The 16094-nt window shown below is 76.5% G+C and carries 16 protein-coding genes; 3 read left to right on the top strand and 13 right to left on the bottom strand.

Annotation, left to right across the window (positions count from 1 at the left end; all coding sequences use genetic code 11):
• Nucleotides 1-118: 118 nt before the first annotated feature.
• The 4 genes from FB586_RS08335 to sigE form a co-directional block, all read right to left on the bottom strand.
• The gene (locus tag FB586_RS08335) at nt 119-490 is read right to left on the bottom strand and encodes a twin-arginine translocase TatA/TatE family subunit (RefSeq protein ID WP_136518823.1); all 372 of its coding nucleotides are present in this window, start codon (nt 488-490) and stop codon (nt 119-121) included.
• Nucleotides 491-559: 69 nt separating this feature from the next.
• Complete coding sequence (locus tag FB586_RS08330; protein WP_136518822.1) at nt 560-2161, bottom strand: S1C family serine protease; 1602 nt, start codon at nt 2159-2161, stop codon at nt 560-562.
• Nucleotides 2158-3087: a zf-HC2 domain-containing protein gene (locus FB586_RS08325; protein WP_136518821.1), complete on the bottom strand. Its 930-nt coding sequence runs from the start codon at nt 3085-3087 to the stop codon at nt 2158-2160. The genes FB586_RS08330 and FB586_RS08325 overlap by 4 nt, the downstream gene beginning before the upstream one ends.
• A complete protein-coding gene (gene sigE / locus FB586_RS08320) occupies nt 3084-3668 on the bottom strand; it encodes an RNA polymerase sigma factor SigE (protein ID WP_136518820.1) in 585 nt (194 codons plus the stop codon). Before sigE ends, FB586_RS08325 begins: the two co-directional genes overlap by 4 nt.
• A 224-nt stretch (nt 3669-3892) precedes the next feature.
• On the opposite strand from sigE, the gene FB586_RS08315 reads away from it, so the two are divergent.
• Nucleotides 3893-4525: an O-methyltransferase gene (locus tag FB586_RS08315; RefSeq protein ID WP_136518819.1), complete on the top strand. Its 633-nt coding sequence runs from the start codon at nt 3893-3895 to the stop codon at nt 4523-4525.
• A 39-nt stretch (nt 4526-4564) separates the two neighbouring features.
• Here the strand turns inward: FB586_RS08315 and FB586_RS08310 are convergent, their stop codons facing one another.
• From FB586_RS08310 to dapE, 6 genes are all read right to left on the bottom strand, one after another.
• Nucleotides 4565-6211, bottom strand: coding sequence for a leucyl aminopeptidase family protein (locus FB586_RS08310; protein WP_136518818.1), 1647 nt, complete (start codon nt 6209-6211; stop codon nt 4565-4567).
• A 7-nt stretch (nt 6212-6218) separates the two neighbouring features.
• On the bottom strand, nt 6219-6386 hold the full coding sequence (locus tag FB586_RS08305) for a DUF3117 domain-containing protein (protein ID WP_013772033.1): 168 nt from the start codon (nt 6384-6386) through the stop codon (nt 6219-6221).
• 207 nt (nt 6387-6593) lie between these two features.
• Nucleotides 6594-7787 carry a hypothetical protein gene (locus FB586_RS08300; protein WP_187697854.1) on the bottom strand — a complete coding sequence of 398 codons (1194 nt, stop codon included), beginning with the start codon at nt 7785-7787 and terminating at the stop codon, nt 6594-6596.
• A gap of 167 nt (nt 7788-7954) precedes the next feature.
• Entirely contained in the window at nt 7955-8893 is a 939-nt protein-coding gene (folP, locus tag FB586_RS08295; RefSeq protein ID WP_187697860.1) for a dihydropteroate synthase, read from the bottom strand.
• A gap of 38 nt (nt 8894-8931) precedes the next feature.
• Nucleotides 8932-9810, bottom strand: a complete 879-nt coding sequence (locus FB586_RS08290; protein ID WP_136518817.1) for an LOG family protein — start codon at nt 9808-9810, stop codon at nt 8932-8934.
• Nucleotides 9811-9895: 85 nt separating this feature from the next.
• Nucleotides 9896-11008: a succinyl-diaminopimelate desuccinylase gene (gene dapE / locus FB586_RS08285; protein WP_136518816.1), complete on the bottom strand. Its 1113-nt coding sequence runs from the start codon at nt 11006-11008 to the stop codon at nt 9896-9898.
• 75 nt (nt 11009-11083) lie between these two features.
• Between dapE and dapD the strand changes: the two genes are divergently transcribed.
• Together dapD and FB586_RS08275 are read left to right on the top strand one after the other, a co-directional pair.
• On the top strand, nt 11084-12052 hold the full coding sequence (gene dapD / locus FB586_RS08280; protein ID WP_136518815.1) for a 2,3,4,5-tetrahydropyridine-2,6-dicarboxylate N-succinyltransferase: 969 nt from the start codon (nt 11084-11086) through the stop codon (nt 12050-12052).
• A gap of 2 nt (nt 12053-12054) precedes the next feature.
• The gene (locus tag FB586_RS08275) at nt 12055-12966 is read left to right on the top strand and encodes a hypothetical protein (protein WP_136518814.1); all 912 of its coding nucleotides are present in this window, start codon (nt 12055-12057) and stop codon (nt 12964-12966) included.
• A gap of 72 nt (nt 12967-13038) precedes the next feature.
• Here FB586_RS08275 and FB586_RS08270 read toward each other — a convergent pair whose 3' ends face one another.
• The 3 genes from FB586_RS08270 to fdxA all read right to left on the bottom strand — a co-directional run bounded on the left by FB586_RS08270 (nt 13039) and on the right by fdxA (nt 16075).
• Nucleotides 13039-14349, bottom strand: a complete 1311-nt coding sequence (locus FB586_RS08270; protein ID WP_136518813.1) for a citrate synthase — start codon at nt 14347-14349, stop codon at nt 13039-13041.
• Between the two features lie 210 nt (nt 14350-14559).
• Nucleotides 14560-15708: a succinyldiaminopimelate transaminase gene (gene dapC / locus FB586_RS08265; RefSeq protein WP_136518812.1), complete on the bottom strand. Its 1149-nt coding sequence runs from the start codon at nt 15706-15708 to the stop codon at nt 14560-14562.
• A 40-nt stretch (nt 15709-15748) separates the two neighbouring features.
• Nucleotides 15749-16075: a ferredoxin gene (gene fdxA, locus FB586_RS08260; RefSeq protein WP_136518811.1), complete on the bottom strand. Its 327-nt coding sequence runs from the start codon at nt 16073-16075 to the stop codon at nt 15749-15751.
• Nucleotides 16076-16094: the final 19 nt, after the last annotated feature.

Genomic DNA, 16094 nt, shown 5'->3' with positions numbered 1-16094 from the left:
TGGGACGGGACGGGCGTCGTGCGGACCGGAGCCGCGCCGGCGGACCGACGGGCAGCGGCTGGTGCGGGTGACGTGCGGGCGGTACGGGTGACGCGGTGGCTGCGCGAGCGGGGACGGCTCAGGTCGCCTCGTCGTCGAACGGTGCGGGACCGGTCCACGCACCGGCCGGCCGGGCGGCGGCCCCGCCCGTCGCGGCGGCGGCGCGCGCCGCCGCCCGGGGAGGTGCGGACGTGCCCACGTCCTCCATCAGCGCCTCGCGCACGATGCGGCGGGGGTCGTACCGGCGAGGGTCGAGCGCGGCCCAGTCCACGTCGCGCGCGGCGTCGCCGAGCTCGTCGTCGACCCGTCGGCGCGTGTCGCGGACCACGTCGCGCAGCCGGCGGACCCAGCCGGCGAACTGCTCGGCGTACGACGGCAGCCGCTCCGGCCCGATCACGAGGGCGGCGACGAGCAGCAGCACGAGCAGCTCGCCACCGTTGATGCCCAGCACCCGGACAGGGTACCCCTGCACGCACCCGCCCACGGGTGCCGGGGACGTCGGCCGGGCCGTGGGCGGCGGTCAGTCGGACGCGATCTCGTCGAGGCGCACCCGCACGTCGCGCTCGCGCTCGCCGGTGCGCACGCGCAGCTCGACGGCGTCGCCGGGCTCGCGGGCGCGGATCGCGACGATCAGCTCCTCCGAGGCGGTGACGGGCCGGCCGTCGATCGTGAGGATGACGTCGCCCCGGCGGATGCCCGCCCGGTCGGCGGGGCCGTCCGGGGTGACCGCGGGACGTCCGTCGACGTCCTCCTCGCGCACGCGCACGCCCTCGCCGGTCCACCCCTCGTCGAGCAGGACGCCGATCACCGGGTAGGTGGCGCGCCCGGTCGTGATGAGCTGCTCCGCCGTGCGCCGCGCCTGGTTCGAGGGGATCGCGAACCCGAGCCCGATGCTGCCGCCTGCCGCGCCCAGGCCGCCCGGCAGCTGCGCGATCGCCGAGTTGATCCCCACGACGCGGCCCGCGGCGTCGACGAGCGGGCCGCCGGAGTTGCCGGGGTTGATGGCCGCGTCCGTCTGGAGGGCGTTGATGAACGCCTGGTCCGAGCCCTCCCCGGCCACCACCGGCCGGTTCCGTGCGCTGACGATGCCGGTCGTCACCGTGCCGACCAGACCGAGGGGCGCACCGATCGCGACCACCGGGTCCCCGACGACGACCGCGTCGGAGTCCCCCAGCGTCAGCGGCGTGAGCCCGGTCGCCTCGACCTTGACGACCGCGAGGTCGTACTCGGTGGTCGCGCCCACGACCGACCCGGGCAGCTGGGTGCCGTCCGCGAACACCACGACCAGCCCGCCCTCGCGGGCTCCGGCCACCACGTGGTTGTTCGTCAGGACGTAGCCGTCCTCCCGCAGGACGAACCCCGAGCCCGACCCGGACCCCCCCGCGCCCTCCACCTCGATGGAGACCACGCTCGGCAGCACGCCCGCGGCGATCCCCGCGACCGAGGCGGGGTCGCGCTCCACAGCCGCCGCCTGCCCTCCCGGCTCCTGGGCCGGCGGGGACGGCAGGTCCGCGCTGGTCGGCCGTCGGTCGTCGCCCCACGTGCGGGCGCCGACGACGCCCCCCACGAGGCCCGCGACGAGCGCGAGGACGAGCAGCGGCACGACCCATGCCACCGACAGCGAGCGGGAACGCCGCACCCGCCGGCGGACGGGCGCGGGAGGGGCGGCCGTCGGCCACACCGGGGCGTGCGCGGGGCCGGGCGTCGTGTTCTCGGGGCGCCACGGCGCCGGCGCCGAGGCCTGCGGCGGTGACGCGGGTGAGGCGGGTGCCGCTGCAGGCGGCTGGGCCGCGGGCGGCCGGGGCGCCGGGGCGGCGGGCGCGACAGGACCACCGGCGCCCGCGGCGGGACCGGCAGCGGGAGCGACGGGACCCGAGGTGGCCGCGCCGGGAGGGGCAGCGGCGCCGACCGGGCGGGCCGGCTCGACCCGCCGGTACGTCGAGGGACGTGCGAACAGGTCCGGGGCAGGAGTCGGCTCCGGGGCAGGGGCCGGCTCGGTGGCCGGCGTCGGCTCCGGCGTCGGTCCGGTGGCGGGCGTCGGCTCGGTGGCGGGCGTCGGCTCCGGCGCGGACGACGGCGTCGGCGGCTCGGACTGCTCGACGCGCTGCGGGTCGTCCGTCACCGGCCGTCCACCGCGTCCGACACCGTCTGCCACCCCCGGCCGATCCGCCCCGCGACCGTGTCGTCGTACCCGCCCGACGGGAACGCCGCGACGATCGCGTCCACGTCCTCCTCGCCCTCCGTGCCGACCACCTGCACCACGGTCGACTCCGACTGCCACACCACCAGCCACGGCTCCGTGGACAGCACGTGCACCTCGCGTCCGCCGACCGTGCGCACGGGGGCCCCGGCCAGGGCGTCGGTGTCCAGCCGGCCCTGCTGCTCGCTCACCACCACGGTCCCCGACGGGGCCGCGAGCTCGACCTCGAGCGCGCGGCGGTCGTCGCCGGACCACCGGATCGACCGGACCGTCCACCCCGCGGGCAGCTCACGCGGGAACGTCCAGCCGTGCGCGCGCAGCCACGCGACGGTGTCGTCCGACACCGGGACGGTCCGGGCGGGTGCCGCCGTGTCGTCGTGCGCGAGGAGGCCGAGCACCGCCGCGGGGTGGGCCGACGGGGCCACCACCGGGCGCTCGCCGAGCGCGAAGAGCATCGCCGCCACCGCGCCGACCCCGGCGAGGGACCCGGCGAGCACGCGCCGGGACGAGCGACGAGCCACCACGTCGCCGCGCAGCGTGCGGGTCGCGTCCTGCGGGAGGGCACGTCCGGCGCCGGGCCCCGCGCCGGGCACGGCGAACGGGTCGCGCGCCACCGGCACGGGCGGCGCGGGCGGCACCTGCTGCGACAGCGACAGCAGGCGCGCGGTCAGGTCCTCCGGCGGGCGCACCTCCTCGGCCGCGGCGAGGGCGCGGCGGGCCGCACGGGCGGCCGCGAGGTCCTGCGCGCACAGCCGGCAGACGGCGACGTGCGCGAGCGCACGCTCGGTCGCGGCCGCGTCCAGCTGGCCGTCGACGAGGGCGCTGACCCAGGAGCCGAGGTGCGTCACCCGACCTCCACGGCGGACGGCGCGGACTCCTCGTCCGTCGCGTGCTGGGTGCCGGGGCGCCGGTGCTCCAGCGCGTCCCGCAGCCGCGCCCGGGCCCGGTGGATGCGCGAGCGGACGGTCCCCAGCTTGATGCCGAGGGTGACCGCGATCTCCTCGTAGGACAGGCCCTCGATGTCGCACAGCACGACGGCGGCGCGGTACTCCGGCGGCAGGGCGTCGAGCGCCCGCTGGACGTCGTGGTCCAGGTTCGCGTTCTCGAACGCCCGCTCGGGGGTGCTCAGCACGTCCGGCGACGACCAGCGCTCGGTGTCGTCGCCGATCGACTCGATCCGCACGCGCTGCCTGCGACGCGCCATGTCGAGGAAGAGGTTGGTCGTGATGCGGTGCAGCCAGCCCTCGAAGGTCCCGGGGCTGTAGGTGTGCAGCGACCGGAACACGCGGACGAACGTCTCCTGCGTCAGGTCCTCCGCGTCGTGGCGGTTGCCGGTGAGGCGGTAGGCGAGCCGGTAGACGCGTCCGGAGTGCGTGCGGACGATCTCCTCCCACGACGGGACCTGCCAGTCGGCCGGCGGGGTGCTCATCGGTCGGTGATCGTCTCCTCGCGTGCCGGCGGGAGGGTCCCGCCGGGACGTGCGCGGCCAGTCTCCCAGGTCGGCGCCCCGGGCTCGACCCGTGTTCGTCCTGGGCGGAACGACCGGCGCGGCCGAGGGGTTCCCGGACCGGGCACGGGTCCGGCACTACGCTGACGGCGGCGCGGGTCCCGCGCCTTTCCACCCCGGCCCCACCCACCGCGCAGGAGGACCCCATCTCCACCGACAAGGCCCAGAGCTGGGTCTACTGCGAGGAGTTCCTCGCCGAGGACGACGTGCTGCTGCGCGCGCGCGAGCGGGCGTCCCACCTCGGGTGCACGCCGGTGCTGCCCGGCGCGGGGGCGGCGCTGCGCGTCCTGGCGGCGACCGCGCAGGCGCGGGCCGTCGTGGAGGTGGGCACGGGTGCCGGCGTGGGGTCGCTGTACCTGCTGCGGGGCATGCCCGCGGACGGCGTCCTCACGACGATCGACATCGAGCTCGAGCACCAGCGGGCCGCGAAGCAGGCCTTCGCCGAGGACGGCGTGCGCAGCACCCGGACGCGCACGATCTCCGGGCGCGCGTCGGACGTGCTCCCCCGGCTGACCGACGGCGGCTACGACATGGTCGTCGTGGACGCCGACGTCGAGGGCACCCCCGGCTACGTCGAGCAGGCCGTGCGCCTGCTGCGCCGCGGCGGCGTGCTCGTCGTCGACGACGCGCTGTGGCACGACCGGGTGGGCGACCCGGCGCGGCGGGACGAGGCGACGACGACGATGCGCGACGTCGGGCGCCAGGTGCGCGGCGACGAGCGGCTCGTGCCGGCCCTGCTGCCCGTCGGCGACGGCCTGCTGGTCGCGGTCCGCCGCTGAGCCGGCGCGCCCGGGCCCGCCCGCGCGGGCGGGCGGCGCTCAGTCGAGGCGGCTCAGCCAGTCGAGGAGCAGGCGCGCGCCGTAGCCGGTCGCACCCTCGGTGACCTCGTGCTTGTCCGCCGGGGCCCGGCCGGGGCCGGCGATGTCGAGGTGCGCCCACGGGCGCGTCCCGACGAACCGGCGCAGGAACAGCGCGGCAGTGATGGACCCGCCGCCGATGTGCCGGTCGACGGGCACGTGCCGCAGGTCGGCCACGCTCGAGCGGACCGCCTCGTCGTACTCCTCGACGAGCGGCATGTGCCACGCGAGCTCGCCCGTCCGCTCGCCCGCCGCGACCAGGCCGGCGACGAGCGCGTCGTCCGTGCCGTACAGCGCGGCGTGCTGCTTGCCGAGGCCGAGCGTCGCCGCACCGGTGAGGGTCGCGACGTCGACGAGGACGTCCGGCTCGAGGGTCGCGTCGGCCCAGGCGAGCGCGTCGCCCAGCACGAGCCGGCCCTCCGCGTCGGTGTTCGCCACCTCGACCGTGGTGCCGCCGAACAGGCGCAGCACGTCCCCGGGGCGGTACGACGCCGCCCCTACGTGGTTCTCGGCGAGCGGCAGGACGGCGGTGACCCGGTGCGGGACGCGGGCCTCGGCGGCCGCGAGCACCGTCGCGAGCGCGACGGCGGCGCCGGCCATGTCCGTCTTCATCGGGACCATCGCCTCGCGCGGCTTGATGGACAGCCCGCCCGTGTCGTACGTGATGCCCTTGCCGACGACGACGACGTGCCGGCCGGCGCGGCCCTCGGGGGTGTACGTGACGCGCACGAGGCGCGGCGAGGAGGCCGACCCGCCGCCCACCGCGAGGATGCCGCCGAACCCGCCGGCGGCGAGCTCGCGGGGTCCGAGCACCTCGACCTCGAGCCCGGCCCGCCCGGCGAGCCGGCGCGCACGGTCCGCCATCCAGGCCGGGTCCTTGACGTTCGAGGGCGTGTTCGCCAGGTCGCGGACGAGCCACGTGGCGGCGGCCGCGGTGCGCGCCGCGTCGACGGCCGCCGTGACCTCGGGCCCGTCGCGCCCGAGCAGCACGAGCTCGGCCGGGGCCTTCTCGTCCGACGACGACGCGATGCGCGGGATCGTGTAGGACGCCAGCAGGTAGCCCTCGACGACGGCCCGCGCGGCCTGCGCGGCGGCGGGGGCGTCGTGGTGGGTCTGCGCGCCCACGCTCGTGGCGACCCGGCGCAGCCCGCGGGTGGCGCGCGCGAGGGCGGCGCCGGCGCGACGCAGCGACGTCCCGCCCTCGTCACCGACGCCCACCAGGACGATGCGCGGCGGCATCCCCGCCCACGGCAGCACGACCGACGAGCCCACGGGCTGCGGCAGGTGCACCGTGAAGGCCTCCCCGGCGGCGCCCGTCAGCCCGGCACGCTCGGCCAGCTCGGCGAGGTCGATGCCGTACCGGGCGGCGGCCTGCGGGGTGCCGGTGCGCGGCTGGAGCTCGTCGTCACCGGGCCGGGCGGGCGCGACCTGCACGGCCACGGCGTCGACCGACCCGTCCTCGAGGAGGGGCGAGTCGACGACCGTGGCGCCGTGCAGGACGACCGCCGGCAGCGGGCGCGTGCCCGGGGCGGGCGACGACGCGCGCGAGGAGCCCGCACCGGACGTGCGGGCCACCCCGGTGCGTCGCGCGGTGGTGCGGGGTGTCATGCGGTCGTCAGCTGACGACGGAGGTCAGCGCCTCGCCCAGCTCGGCGGCCTCGGTCGCGTTGAGCTCGACCACCAGCCGTCCGCCCCCCTCGAGCGGCACGCGCATGACGATGCCGCGCCCCTCCTTGGTCACCTCGAGCGGTCCGTCGCCGGTCCTCGGCTTCATCGCGGCCATGCGGCCTCTCCTTCGCCTCGTGCGGTGCCGCCCCGACGGGTCCCGGGGCGTGCCCGATCAACGGTCGATCAGTCCCTGATCAGCCGGTTGTCCGCCGACCATCCTAGTTCACCCGGGCACGGCGCCGGGCGGCGCCCGGCGCGCGGGCACCCGCACCGGGTGCCGCCCCCACCCGTCCGGCCCCGCGCGCGAGCGCCGCCCGGGGCGTCACGGCGGCCAGTCGCCGCCCGGGTTGAACTCCCACATCTGCCGGATCCAGAGCGCCTGCAGGCCCAGCATGAGGACCAGCACGCCGACGAACCAGGCACGCCGGGCCCGGGCCGGGCGCGTGACGGCACCGGCCGTGACCGCTCCGAGCGGGAAGGCGAGGAGCAGGAACCGGGCGAGGCTGCTGCCCGGCTCGATCACCGCGAGGATGTAGACGACGTAGGCGGCCCCCCACGCGTGCAGCTCGGGCCCGAGGCGCCACGCGGCCGGCACGAGGAGCACGACCGCGACGAGCACGAAGCCGGCGACGGTCAGCCACGTGCCCCACGCGCCGAACCAGAACTGCGGCACGTAGGTCCAGCCGGAGAACGGCACGACCTCCCGCACGCCGCGCCACGCCTCCTGCGTCTGCAGGTACCCGTCGGGCACCCCGGTCGCCCAGCCGCAGATCGCGGGCCAGGCGAAGCCGGAGACGCCCGAGAAGCCCGCGAGCGCGACCAGGCCGAGCGTGCCGGCCGGGCGCAGGTCGTCCTCGCCGCGGCGGGTGCGCCACCAGCGGACCGCCAGGTGCACCACCACGACCGCGGCCATCGGCAGGGCGACGGCCCGCGTGAACCCCAGCGCGAGGACGACGAGGGCCGTCCACGCGTACCGCCGCCGGACGAGCAGCAGCAGCGCCGACGCGACGAGCAGCAGCGCCAGCGACTCGGTGTACGCGACCTGGAGCACCGCGGCGGTCGGGAACGCGCAGACCAGCGCGACGGTGGCGAGCGGCAGGCCGGGGCGCGCGGCGACCGCGCGGGGTGCGCCGTGCACGACGGCCTGGTGCACGACGAGCGCGGCGCCCGCGCCGAGCAGCAGGGCGAGCGTCGGCGCGAGCACGACCCACGTCCCGCCCGTGACGGTCATGAGCCCGCGCACGAGCATCGGGAAGAGGGGGAAGAACGCCCACGCGTTCTGCTGCACGAGCCCGTCCGCCCCGCGGGGCAGCTCCGCGGGGTAGCCGTCCTCGGCCACCTGGCGGTACCAGGACCCGTCGTACATGAGCGCGACGAAGGAGAGGTAGTCGGGGCGCGCGGAGGTCCACAGGTTCGCCTCCTGCACCTGCGCGGTCCAGACGAACACGGCGGCGGCGAACACCTTGGCCGCGGCGTAGACGAGCAGGACGTGAGCCCACCAGGGCCACGCGCGCACGCCCTGCCAGGGTGAGGCCGGGCCCGTGGCGGGCGTCTCGTCCGCGGTAGGGCCGGCGTGCGCGGCGTCCGCTGCCGGCGCGGCCCCCGCGGACGGCGTGGCTTCCGCGGGCGGCGGGGCGGACACCGCGTCCGCGTCCCGCGCGCGCACGGGCCCGTCGGACTCGCTCACACCATGCCCCGGACGGCGTGCACCGGTGCCCGCTCGGCGCGCAGGGCGGCCACCATGTCGACCGTGCGCCGCGTCGCCGCGACGTCGTGCACGCGGAACACCCGCGCCCCCAGCCACGCGGCCACCGCGGTCGCGGCGAGCGTGCCCTCGAGACGCTCCTCGGGCGGCAGCCCCAGGGTCTCCCCGACGAGGTCCTTGCGCGACACTGCCATGAGCACAGGGTGCCCGATCTGCACGATCCGTGGGGTCCGTCGGAGCAGGTGCAGCGAGTGCCACGTCGTCTTGCCGAAGTCGAGGGTGGCGTCCACCAGCACCGAGGCGGGGTCGACCCCGAGCGCGACGGCACGCGCCGCCGCGGCCGTGACGGTCGCGACCACGTCGTCCACGACGGCGTCGAGCGGGTCGGCGTCCGGGTCGGCTCCCGGGCGGGGCGCGTAGGCCACGCGCCACGGGTCCGTCCGCGGGGCGGCGCCGCCCGTGTGCGAGCAGACGACGCCGAGGCCGCGCTCGGCCGCGACCTCGACCAGAGCCGGGTCGTGCCCCGCCCACGTGTCGTTGACGAGGTCGGCGCCGGCGTCGGCGGCCGCCCGCGCGACCGGGGCACGCCACGTGTCGACGCTGACGAGGAGGTCGGGGTGGCGGGCCCGCACGCGCTCGACCACGGGCACCACGCGCGCGATCTCCTCGTCCACGTCGACGCGGGGCCCCCGGCCGGCCCGCACGCCCCCGACGTCGAGCAGGTCGGCCCCCTCCTCCACCGCGCGGTCCACGCCCGCGTCGATGCCGCGCTCGTCGAACCGCGCCGCGGCGTAGAACGAGTCCGGCGTGCGGTTGACCACGGCCATGACCACGGGGTGCTCCGGCCCGAACGTGCGCCCGCGCAGGCGCAGGGGTGCCGCCCCCACGGGCACGCCCGGCAGCGGTGCCGCCGGCAGCGCCCCGACGGGGCCGGCGTCGCCCGGGTCGGACCCGGTCACCACCCCTCGTCCGTGGCCCGGTCCGGGCCGTCGACCGGCCCCGGCGCGGGGGTGCCGTCGGACGCGCGCGCCGCGGACGCCTGCGCGCGCTGCGCCGCGCGCATCGCCGCCTGCTCCTCGGCCCGCAGCTCGGCGCCGCGGCGCACGACGACGTCGACGGCCTCCTGCGCGCTGTCGGCGACCTGCAGCAGGTCGAGGTCCGCCTCGGCGATCATGCCGTGCGCCAGGACGCTGTCCCGCAGCCACGTCAGCAGGCCCGTCCAGTACTCGCCACCCAGCAGGACGATCGGGAAACCGGTCACCTTGTGCGTCTGCACGAGCGTGAGCGCCTCGAACAGCTCGTCGAACGTGCCGAAGCCGCCGGGCAGCACGACGAAGCCCTCGGAGTACTTCACGAACATCGTCTTGCGGGCGAAGAAGTAGCGGAAGTTGACGCCGAGGTCGACCCAGCGGTTCATGCCCTGCTCGAAGGGCAGCTCGATGCCGAGGCCGACCGACAGACCGCCGCTCTCCGCGGCGCCGCGGTTCGCGGCCTCCATGATGCCGGGGCCGCCGCCCGTGATGACGCCGTAGCCGGCAGCGACGAGGCCCTTCGCGACGTCGCGCGCGAGCGCGTAGTACGGGTCGTCGGGCTTCACCCGCGCCGAGCCGAACACGCTCACGGCAGGACCGATCTCGGAGAGGGCGCCGAAGCCCTCGACGAACTCGCTCTGGATCCGCATGACGCGCCACGGGTCCTGGTGCGCCCACGCGGCACCCTCGCCGCGTCGCAGCAGCCCCTGGTCGGAGGTGGTCGCCGGGATCTGGTCGCCGCGCAGGAGCACCGGGCCGCGGCGGTACTCCGGCGCGGGTGCCGTCGTGTCGTCGTGGGTCATGCGCCCGACCCTAGACCGTCCTCGGCGGCGTCTCAGGGCGAGGACACGGACCGCTGCGGGCCGCCCCGCGCGCCCCGGGGGCGGGTCAGGAGAGCCCGAGCGGCAGGTCCTCCGGACGCGCCCCGGTGAGCCACGCACCCAGGGCCTCGCGGCTGCGCACGACCTGCTCCACGGGGCAGTGCTCGTCCTGGGTGTGCGCGAGCAGCGGGTCACCCGGGCCGAAGTTCACGGCCGGGACCCCGAGGGCGGTGAACCGCGCGACGTCCGTCCACCCCTGCTTCGCGGCGGGGCGGCCGCCGGTCACGGCGAGCACCGCGGCGGCGAAGTCCTGCGCGAGCGGGTCGTCCAGGCCGGGGCGCGCGCCCGGGGCGGCGTCGACGACCTCGACGTCGTACCCCGCGAGGACCTCCGCCACGTGCGCGGACGCCTCCTCGACGGAGCGGGACGGTGCGAACCGGTAGTTGACGGTGACGACGCACTCGTCCGGGATGACGTTCGTCGCCCGCCCGCCGGAGATGAGGACCGCGTTGAGACCCTCGCGGTAGGTCAGCCCGTCCACCTCGACGGTCGCCGGGTGGTACGCGGCGAGCCGCTGCAGCACCTCGCCCGCGGCGTGGACGGCGTTCACCCCCGTCCACGCGCGCGCCGAGTGCGCCGCGACCCCCTGCAGCCGCACCTGCGCCCGCAGGGTCCCGTTGCAGCCGCCCTCGATGCCGCCGGCCGTCGGCTCGCACAGCACCGCGAAGTCGCCGGCCAGCCAGTCGGGGTGGTTCCGGGCGACGCGCCCGAGCCCGTTCAGCGCCGCGTCGACCTCCTCGTGGTCGTAGAAGACCCAGGTGACGTCGTGCACCGGTGCGGCGAGCGCCGCCGCGAGCGAGAGCTGGACCGCGACGCCGGCCTTCATGTCGACCGTGCCGCGGCCGTGCAGGACGCCGTCCTCGAGCCGCGTGGGCAGGTTGCCCGTCACCGGCACGGTGTCGAGGTGCCCGGCGACGACGACGCGTCGTGCGCGGTTCAGCCGCGTCCGCGCGACCACCGCGTCGCCGTCCCGCAGCACCTCCAGGTGCGGCTGCGCGCGCAGCGCGGCCTCGACCGCGTCGGCCAGGCGGGTCTCGTCACCGGAGACCGAGGGGATGTCGCACAGCTCGCGCGCGAGCGTCACGACGTCGGCGGACAGGTCCAGGGTGTCGACGGCCACGCGCCCGACCCTACGCCGGGCGCACGGGCGGGCACCCGGACGGGCGTCCGCCCGCAGACCGTAGGCTTGACGACCATGACCGACCGCACGGCCTGGGGCCACGGCCTGGCCACCCGCACCCCCGAGGGCACGACCCTCGACGTCTGGTACCCCGCTCCCGCGCTGGGCGCCCCGCCCGCCGACGCGGCCGTCCCCGAGGACCTGCGCGCCGCCGAGCGCGACGACGACGCCCGCGGCGTCCAGGTCCGTGTCGTGACGACCGTCGTGGACCTCGACGCGCCGCCGGCGGACACCGCCGACGCGTACCTGCGCCTCCACCTGCTCTCGCACCGGCTCGTCGCGCCCCACGGGCAGAACCTCGACGGCATCTTCGCGGTGCTGCCGAACGTCGTGTGGACGAGCCACGGGCCCTGCGCCGTGGAGGGCTTCGAGGCGACCCGCCTGCGGCTGCGCGCCGCCACGGGCGCGCCCGTCACCGTCCTGGGCGTCGACAAGTTCCCGCGCATGGTCGACTACGTCGTCCCCACCGGTGTGCGCGTCGCGGACGCCGACCGCGTGCGCCTCGGCGCGCACCTGGCCGCCGGCACGACCGTCATGCACGAGGGCTTCGTCAACTTCAACGCCGGCACGCTCGGGACCTCGATGGTCGAGGGCCGCATCTCCGCCGGCGTGGTCGTCGGCGACGGCTCGGACGTCGGCGGCGGCGCCTCGATCATGGGGACGCTCTCCGGTGGCGGCCGCGAGGTCGTCTCGGTCGGGCGCCGCAGCCTGCTCGGTGCCAACGCGGGCCTCGGCATCCCGCTCGGGGACGACTGCGTCGTCGAGGCGGGCCTGTACGTCACGGCCGGCACGAAGGTGCGGCTCGTCGGCTTCGACGTGCCCACCGCGACGACGGCCGAGGACGGCAGCCGTGTCGTCAAGGCGCGCGAGCTCGCGGGCGCCGACAACGTGCTGTTCCGCCGCAACTCCCAGACCGGCGCGGTCGAGGCCGTCGCCCGCTCCGGCGCGGGCGTGCACCTGAACGCCGCGCTGCACAGCAACTGACCGTGGGCGGGCGCCGCCCGTCCCGTCGCCGGCGGTCCCGCGCCGCGGCGGCGGCCGTCACGTCGGTCGCCGCCGTCGGCGTGCTCGCGGCCGCCGTGGCGGGCGTCGTCACGCTGCTGGACCGCACGCACCCCGGCGCTCCCCTGACCGAGCGGTGCACGGCCCACCTCGACGGCACGGACTGGCGGCTCAGCCCGGACCAGGCGCAGAACGCGGCCCTGATCTCCGCGACGGCCGTCCGCCGCGGCCTGCCGGCGCGGGCCGTGACCATCGGGCTCGCGACCGCGCTGCAGGAGTCGCGGCTCGTGAACATCGACTACGGCGACCGGGACTCGGTCGGGCTGTTCCAGCAGCGGCCGTCCCAGGGCTGGGGGACGGTCGAGCAGATCATGGACCCCGTGTACTCGACGGGCCGGTTCTACGACGGCCTGGTGCAGGTCCCGGGCTACGAGCAGCTCGAGGTCACCGTGGCCGCCCAGGCCGTGCAGCGCTCGGGCTTCCCCGACGCGTACGCGCAGCACGAGGTGCGGGCGCGTGCGTGGGCCTCGGGCCTGACCGGCCACTCCCCCGCGACGGTCACGTGCGTGCTCCGCCCGGCCGAGGGGCCCGTCGGCCCCGACGCGCTGCTCGGCCGGGTCGCGCGCGACCTCGGCGAGGTGCCCCTGGTGGTCGCGACGGCCGACGCCGCGGCGGGGCAGGGCGCCACGGTCGACCTCACGTCCGACTCCCTGGTGCCGGGCGACCCGGCCCGGGCGTCCTGGGTCGCGGCCCACTGGGCCGTCGCCGTCGCGGCTGAGGTGGGCGTCGACGGCGTCGCGGTCGCCGACCGCGTCTGGACGCGCGAGAGCCCCACGTGGGAGCCCGGCAGCGCTCCCCTGCCGCCCGGTCAGGTCCGGGTCACGCTCGCCGGCTGACGACGGCCCGGGACGCAGCGAGCCGGTGCCACCCGCGGGGCGGCACCGGCTCGCGCGGCCGACGGCGTGGGGTCAGCGGTCCTCGACGGCGACGTAGTCGCGCTCGGTGGCGCCGGTGTAGACCTGGCGCGGCCGGCCGATCTTCGTCTGCGGGTCGTTCATCATCTCGCGCCACTGCGCGATCCAGCCGGGCATGCGGCCCAGCGCGAACAGCGGCGTGAACATGCGCTCCGAGAAGCCCATCGCCTTGTAGATCAGGCCCGTGTAGAAGTCGACGTTCGGGTACAGCTTGCGCGAGACGAAGTAGTCGTCGTGCAGCGCGATCTCCTCGAGGCGCATCGCGATGTCGAGCAGCTCGTCGTTGCTGCCCAGCGCCTGGAGCACCTCGTGCGCGCTCTGCTTCACGATCGCCGCGCGCGGGTCGTAGTTCTTGTAGACCCGGTGGCCGAAGCCCATGAGGCGGACGCCGTCCTCCTTGTCCTTCACGCGGCGCATGAAGTCCGTGGCGTCGCCGCCGTTCGCCTTGATCTCGTCGAGCATCGTCAGGACGGCCTCGTTCGCGCCGCCGTGCAGCGGCCCGGAGAGGGCGTTGATGCCGGCGGCGACCGACGCGTAGATGTTCGCGTGGCTCGAGCCCACGATCCGCACCGTCGACGTCGAGCAGTTCTGCTCGTGGTCGGCGTGCAGGATGAGCAGCTTGTCGAGCGCGTTGACGACGACCGGGTCCGGGTCCCACTGCTGGTAGGGCACGGCGAACGTCATGCGCAGGAAGTCCTCGACGTACCCGCGCGAGTAGTCCGGGTAGAGCAGCGGCTCGCCCTTCGACGTGCGGTGCACGTACGAGGTGATCGTCCGCGTCTTGGCGAGGATGAGCACCGTGGCCAGCTCGACCGTCTCCGGGTCGAACGGGTCGAGCGACTCCGGGTAGAACGTGGAGAGCGCGTTGAGCGCCGAGGCCATCACGGCCATCGGGTGGGCCTGGCGCGGGAACGAGCCGAGGAACGTGCGGAAGTCCTCGTGCACCAGCGTGTGGCGGTTGACCCGCTCCTCGAACGCCGCGAGCGTCGCGGCATCCGGCAGCTCGCCGTGGATGAGCAGGTACGCGACCTCGAGGAACGAGGACCGCTCCGCCAGCTGCTCGATCGGGTACCCGCGGTAGCGCAGGATGCCCTGCTCGCCGTCGATGTAGGTGATGCGCGACTCGCACGCCGCGGTGTTCATGAAGCCGGGGTCCACGGTGACCATGCCGGTGTCCCGCAGCAGCGAGGACACCACGATCCCGTCGTTGCCCTCGGTGGCGGGGACGACCGGCAGGTCGCGCGCCTGCCCCCCCACCACGAGCTGCACGGGGGCCTGGACCGGGGCGGTGACGACGTCCGACATGGTGTTCCTTCCTGCGTCGACCGACGGGGAGCGTCGGCCCCGGCGGTCGCCGGGTTGCTCGACGACCGGCGCGAGGGGTGACCTCCGTCGGTCCGTGGCGACGGTACCCGCGCCACGCCGCTCGTGACGAATGGGTGACCGTCCCTTGGCCCGCGTGTGAGGCGCCTCACACGACGGGGTGACCACTGTACGGCGGTCGCCGACGGGCGACTACGCCCCCTGCAGCCGCGCCGCCGCCTCCGCCACGGCGTCGTCCGAGGCGGTGAGGGCGACCCGCACGTGCCCCGCCGCGGCGGCGCCGTAGAAGGACCCCGGAGCCACGAGGATCCCGAGGCCCGCGAGGTCCGCGACCGTCCGCCAGGCGTCCTGCCGCGGCCCCTCCGGGCGCACCCACAGGTACAGCCCGGCGTGGGAGTGGTCCACGACGTACCCGGCGCCCTCGAACCCCGCGCGCAGCACGGACCGGCGACGCCGGTACCGCTCGCGCTGCTCGGACACGTGCGCGTCGTCGCCGAGCGCGACCGCCATCGCGGCCTGCACCGGCGCCGGCACGATCATGCCCGCGTGCTTGCGCGTCTCGAGCAGGCCCGCGACGAGCGCGGGGTCGCCCGCCAGGAACGCGGCCCGGTACCCGGCGAGGTTCGACTGCTTCGACAGCGAGTACGCCGCGAGCAGCCCCGTGAGGTCGCCCCCGGACACGCGCGGGTCGAGCACGCTGGGCACGCCCGAGGACGCCCAGGGCTCGTCCCACGCCAGCTCGGCGTAGCACTCGTCCGACGCGACGACGACGGGGCGGCCGGTGCGCGCGGACGCCGCCCGGGCGGCCTCGACCAGCGCGCGCAGGTCCTCGACGCCCAGGACGGCGCCGTGCGGGTTGGCCGGGGAGTTCAGCCAGACCAGCCGCACGTCGTCGCGGCGCGCCAGCTCCGCGGCCGGGTCGTCGGTCGGCACGGGCGCCGCGCCGGCCAGCCGGGCCCCGACGTCGTACGTCGGGTACGCCGTCGCGGGGTGCAGGACCGCGTCGCCGGAGCCGACGCCCAGCAGGGCGGGCAGCAGCGCGACGAGCTCCTTCGAGCCGACCGTCGGCAGCACGGCCGCCGGGTCCAGCCCCGGGACCCCGCGCCGGCGGGCGAACCACTCGACGACGGCCTGGCGCAGCGCCGGCGTCCCGTGGGTCGCCGGGTAGCCCGGTGCGTCCGCCGCCGCCGCGAGCGCCTCGCGCACGAGCGGGGGCGTCGGGTCGACGGGCGTGCCGACGGACAGGTCGACGATGCCGCCGCGGTGCCGGCGCGCCTGCTCGCCGTACGGCCGCAGCGTGTCCCACGGGAAGTCCGGCAGCGCGCCGGTGCGCAGGCCCACGCCGGTCAGCCCGCGACCCGCGCGGGCGGGCGCGCGGGGCTCACTCGCCGTGGACGCGCAGCGGCAGGGTGGCGATGATCGGGTGGTCGTGCGCGATCTCACCCATCTTCGCGGCGCCGCCCGGCGACCCGATCTCGTCGAAGAAGTGGACGTTCGCCTCGTAGTACTGGCCCCACTGCTCCGGGACGTCGTCCTCGTAGTAGATGGCCTCGACGGGGCAGACGGGCTCGCATGCGCCGCAGTCCACGCACTCGTCCGGGTGGATGTACAGCGAGCGCTTGCCCTCGTAGATGCAGTCGACCGGACACTCCTCGATGCACGCCTTGTCCTTGACGTCCACGCAGGGCTCGGCGATCACATAGGTCACGGGTCGTCCTCCACAGGTG

Source organism: Cellulomonas telluris (assembly GCF_004886325.1).
Lineage (GTDB): Bacteria > Actinomycetota > Actinomycetes > Actinomycetales > Cellulomonadaceae > Cellulomonas > Cellulomonas telluris.
The sequence above is the reverse complement of the archived record's forward strand: the minus strand, read 5'-3'. Positions and strand labels throughout refer to the sequence as shown.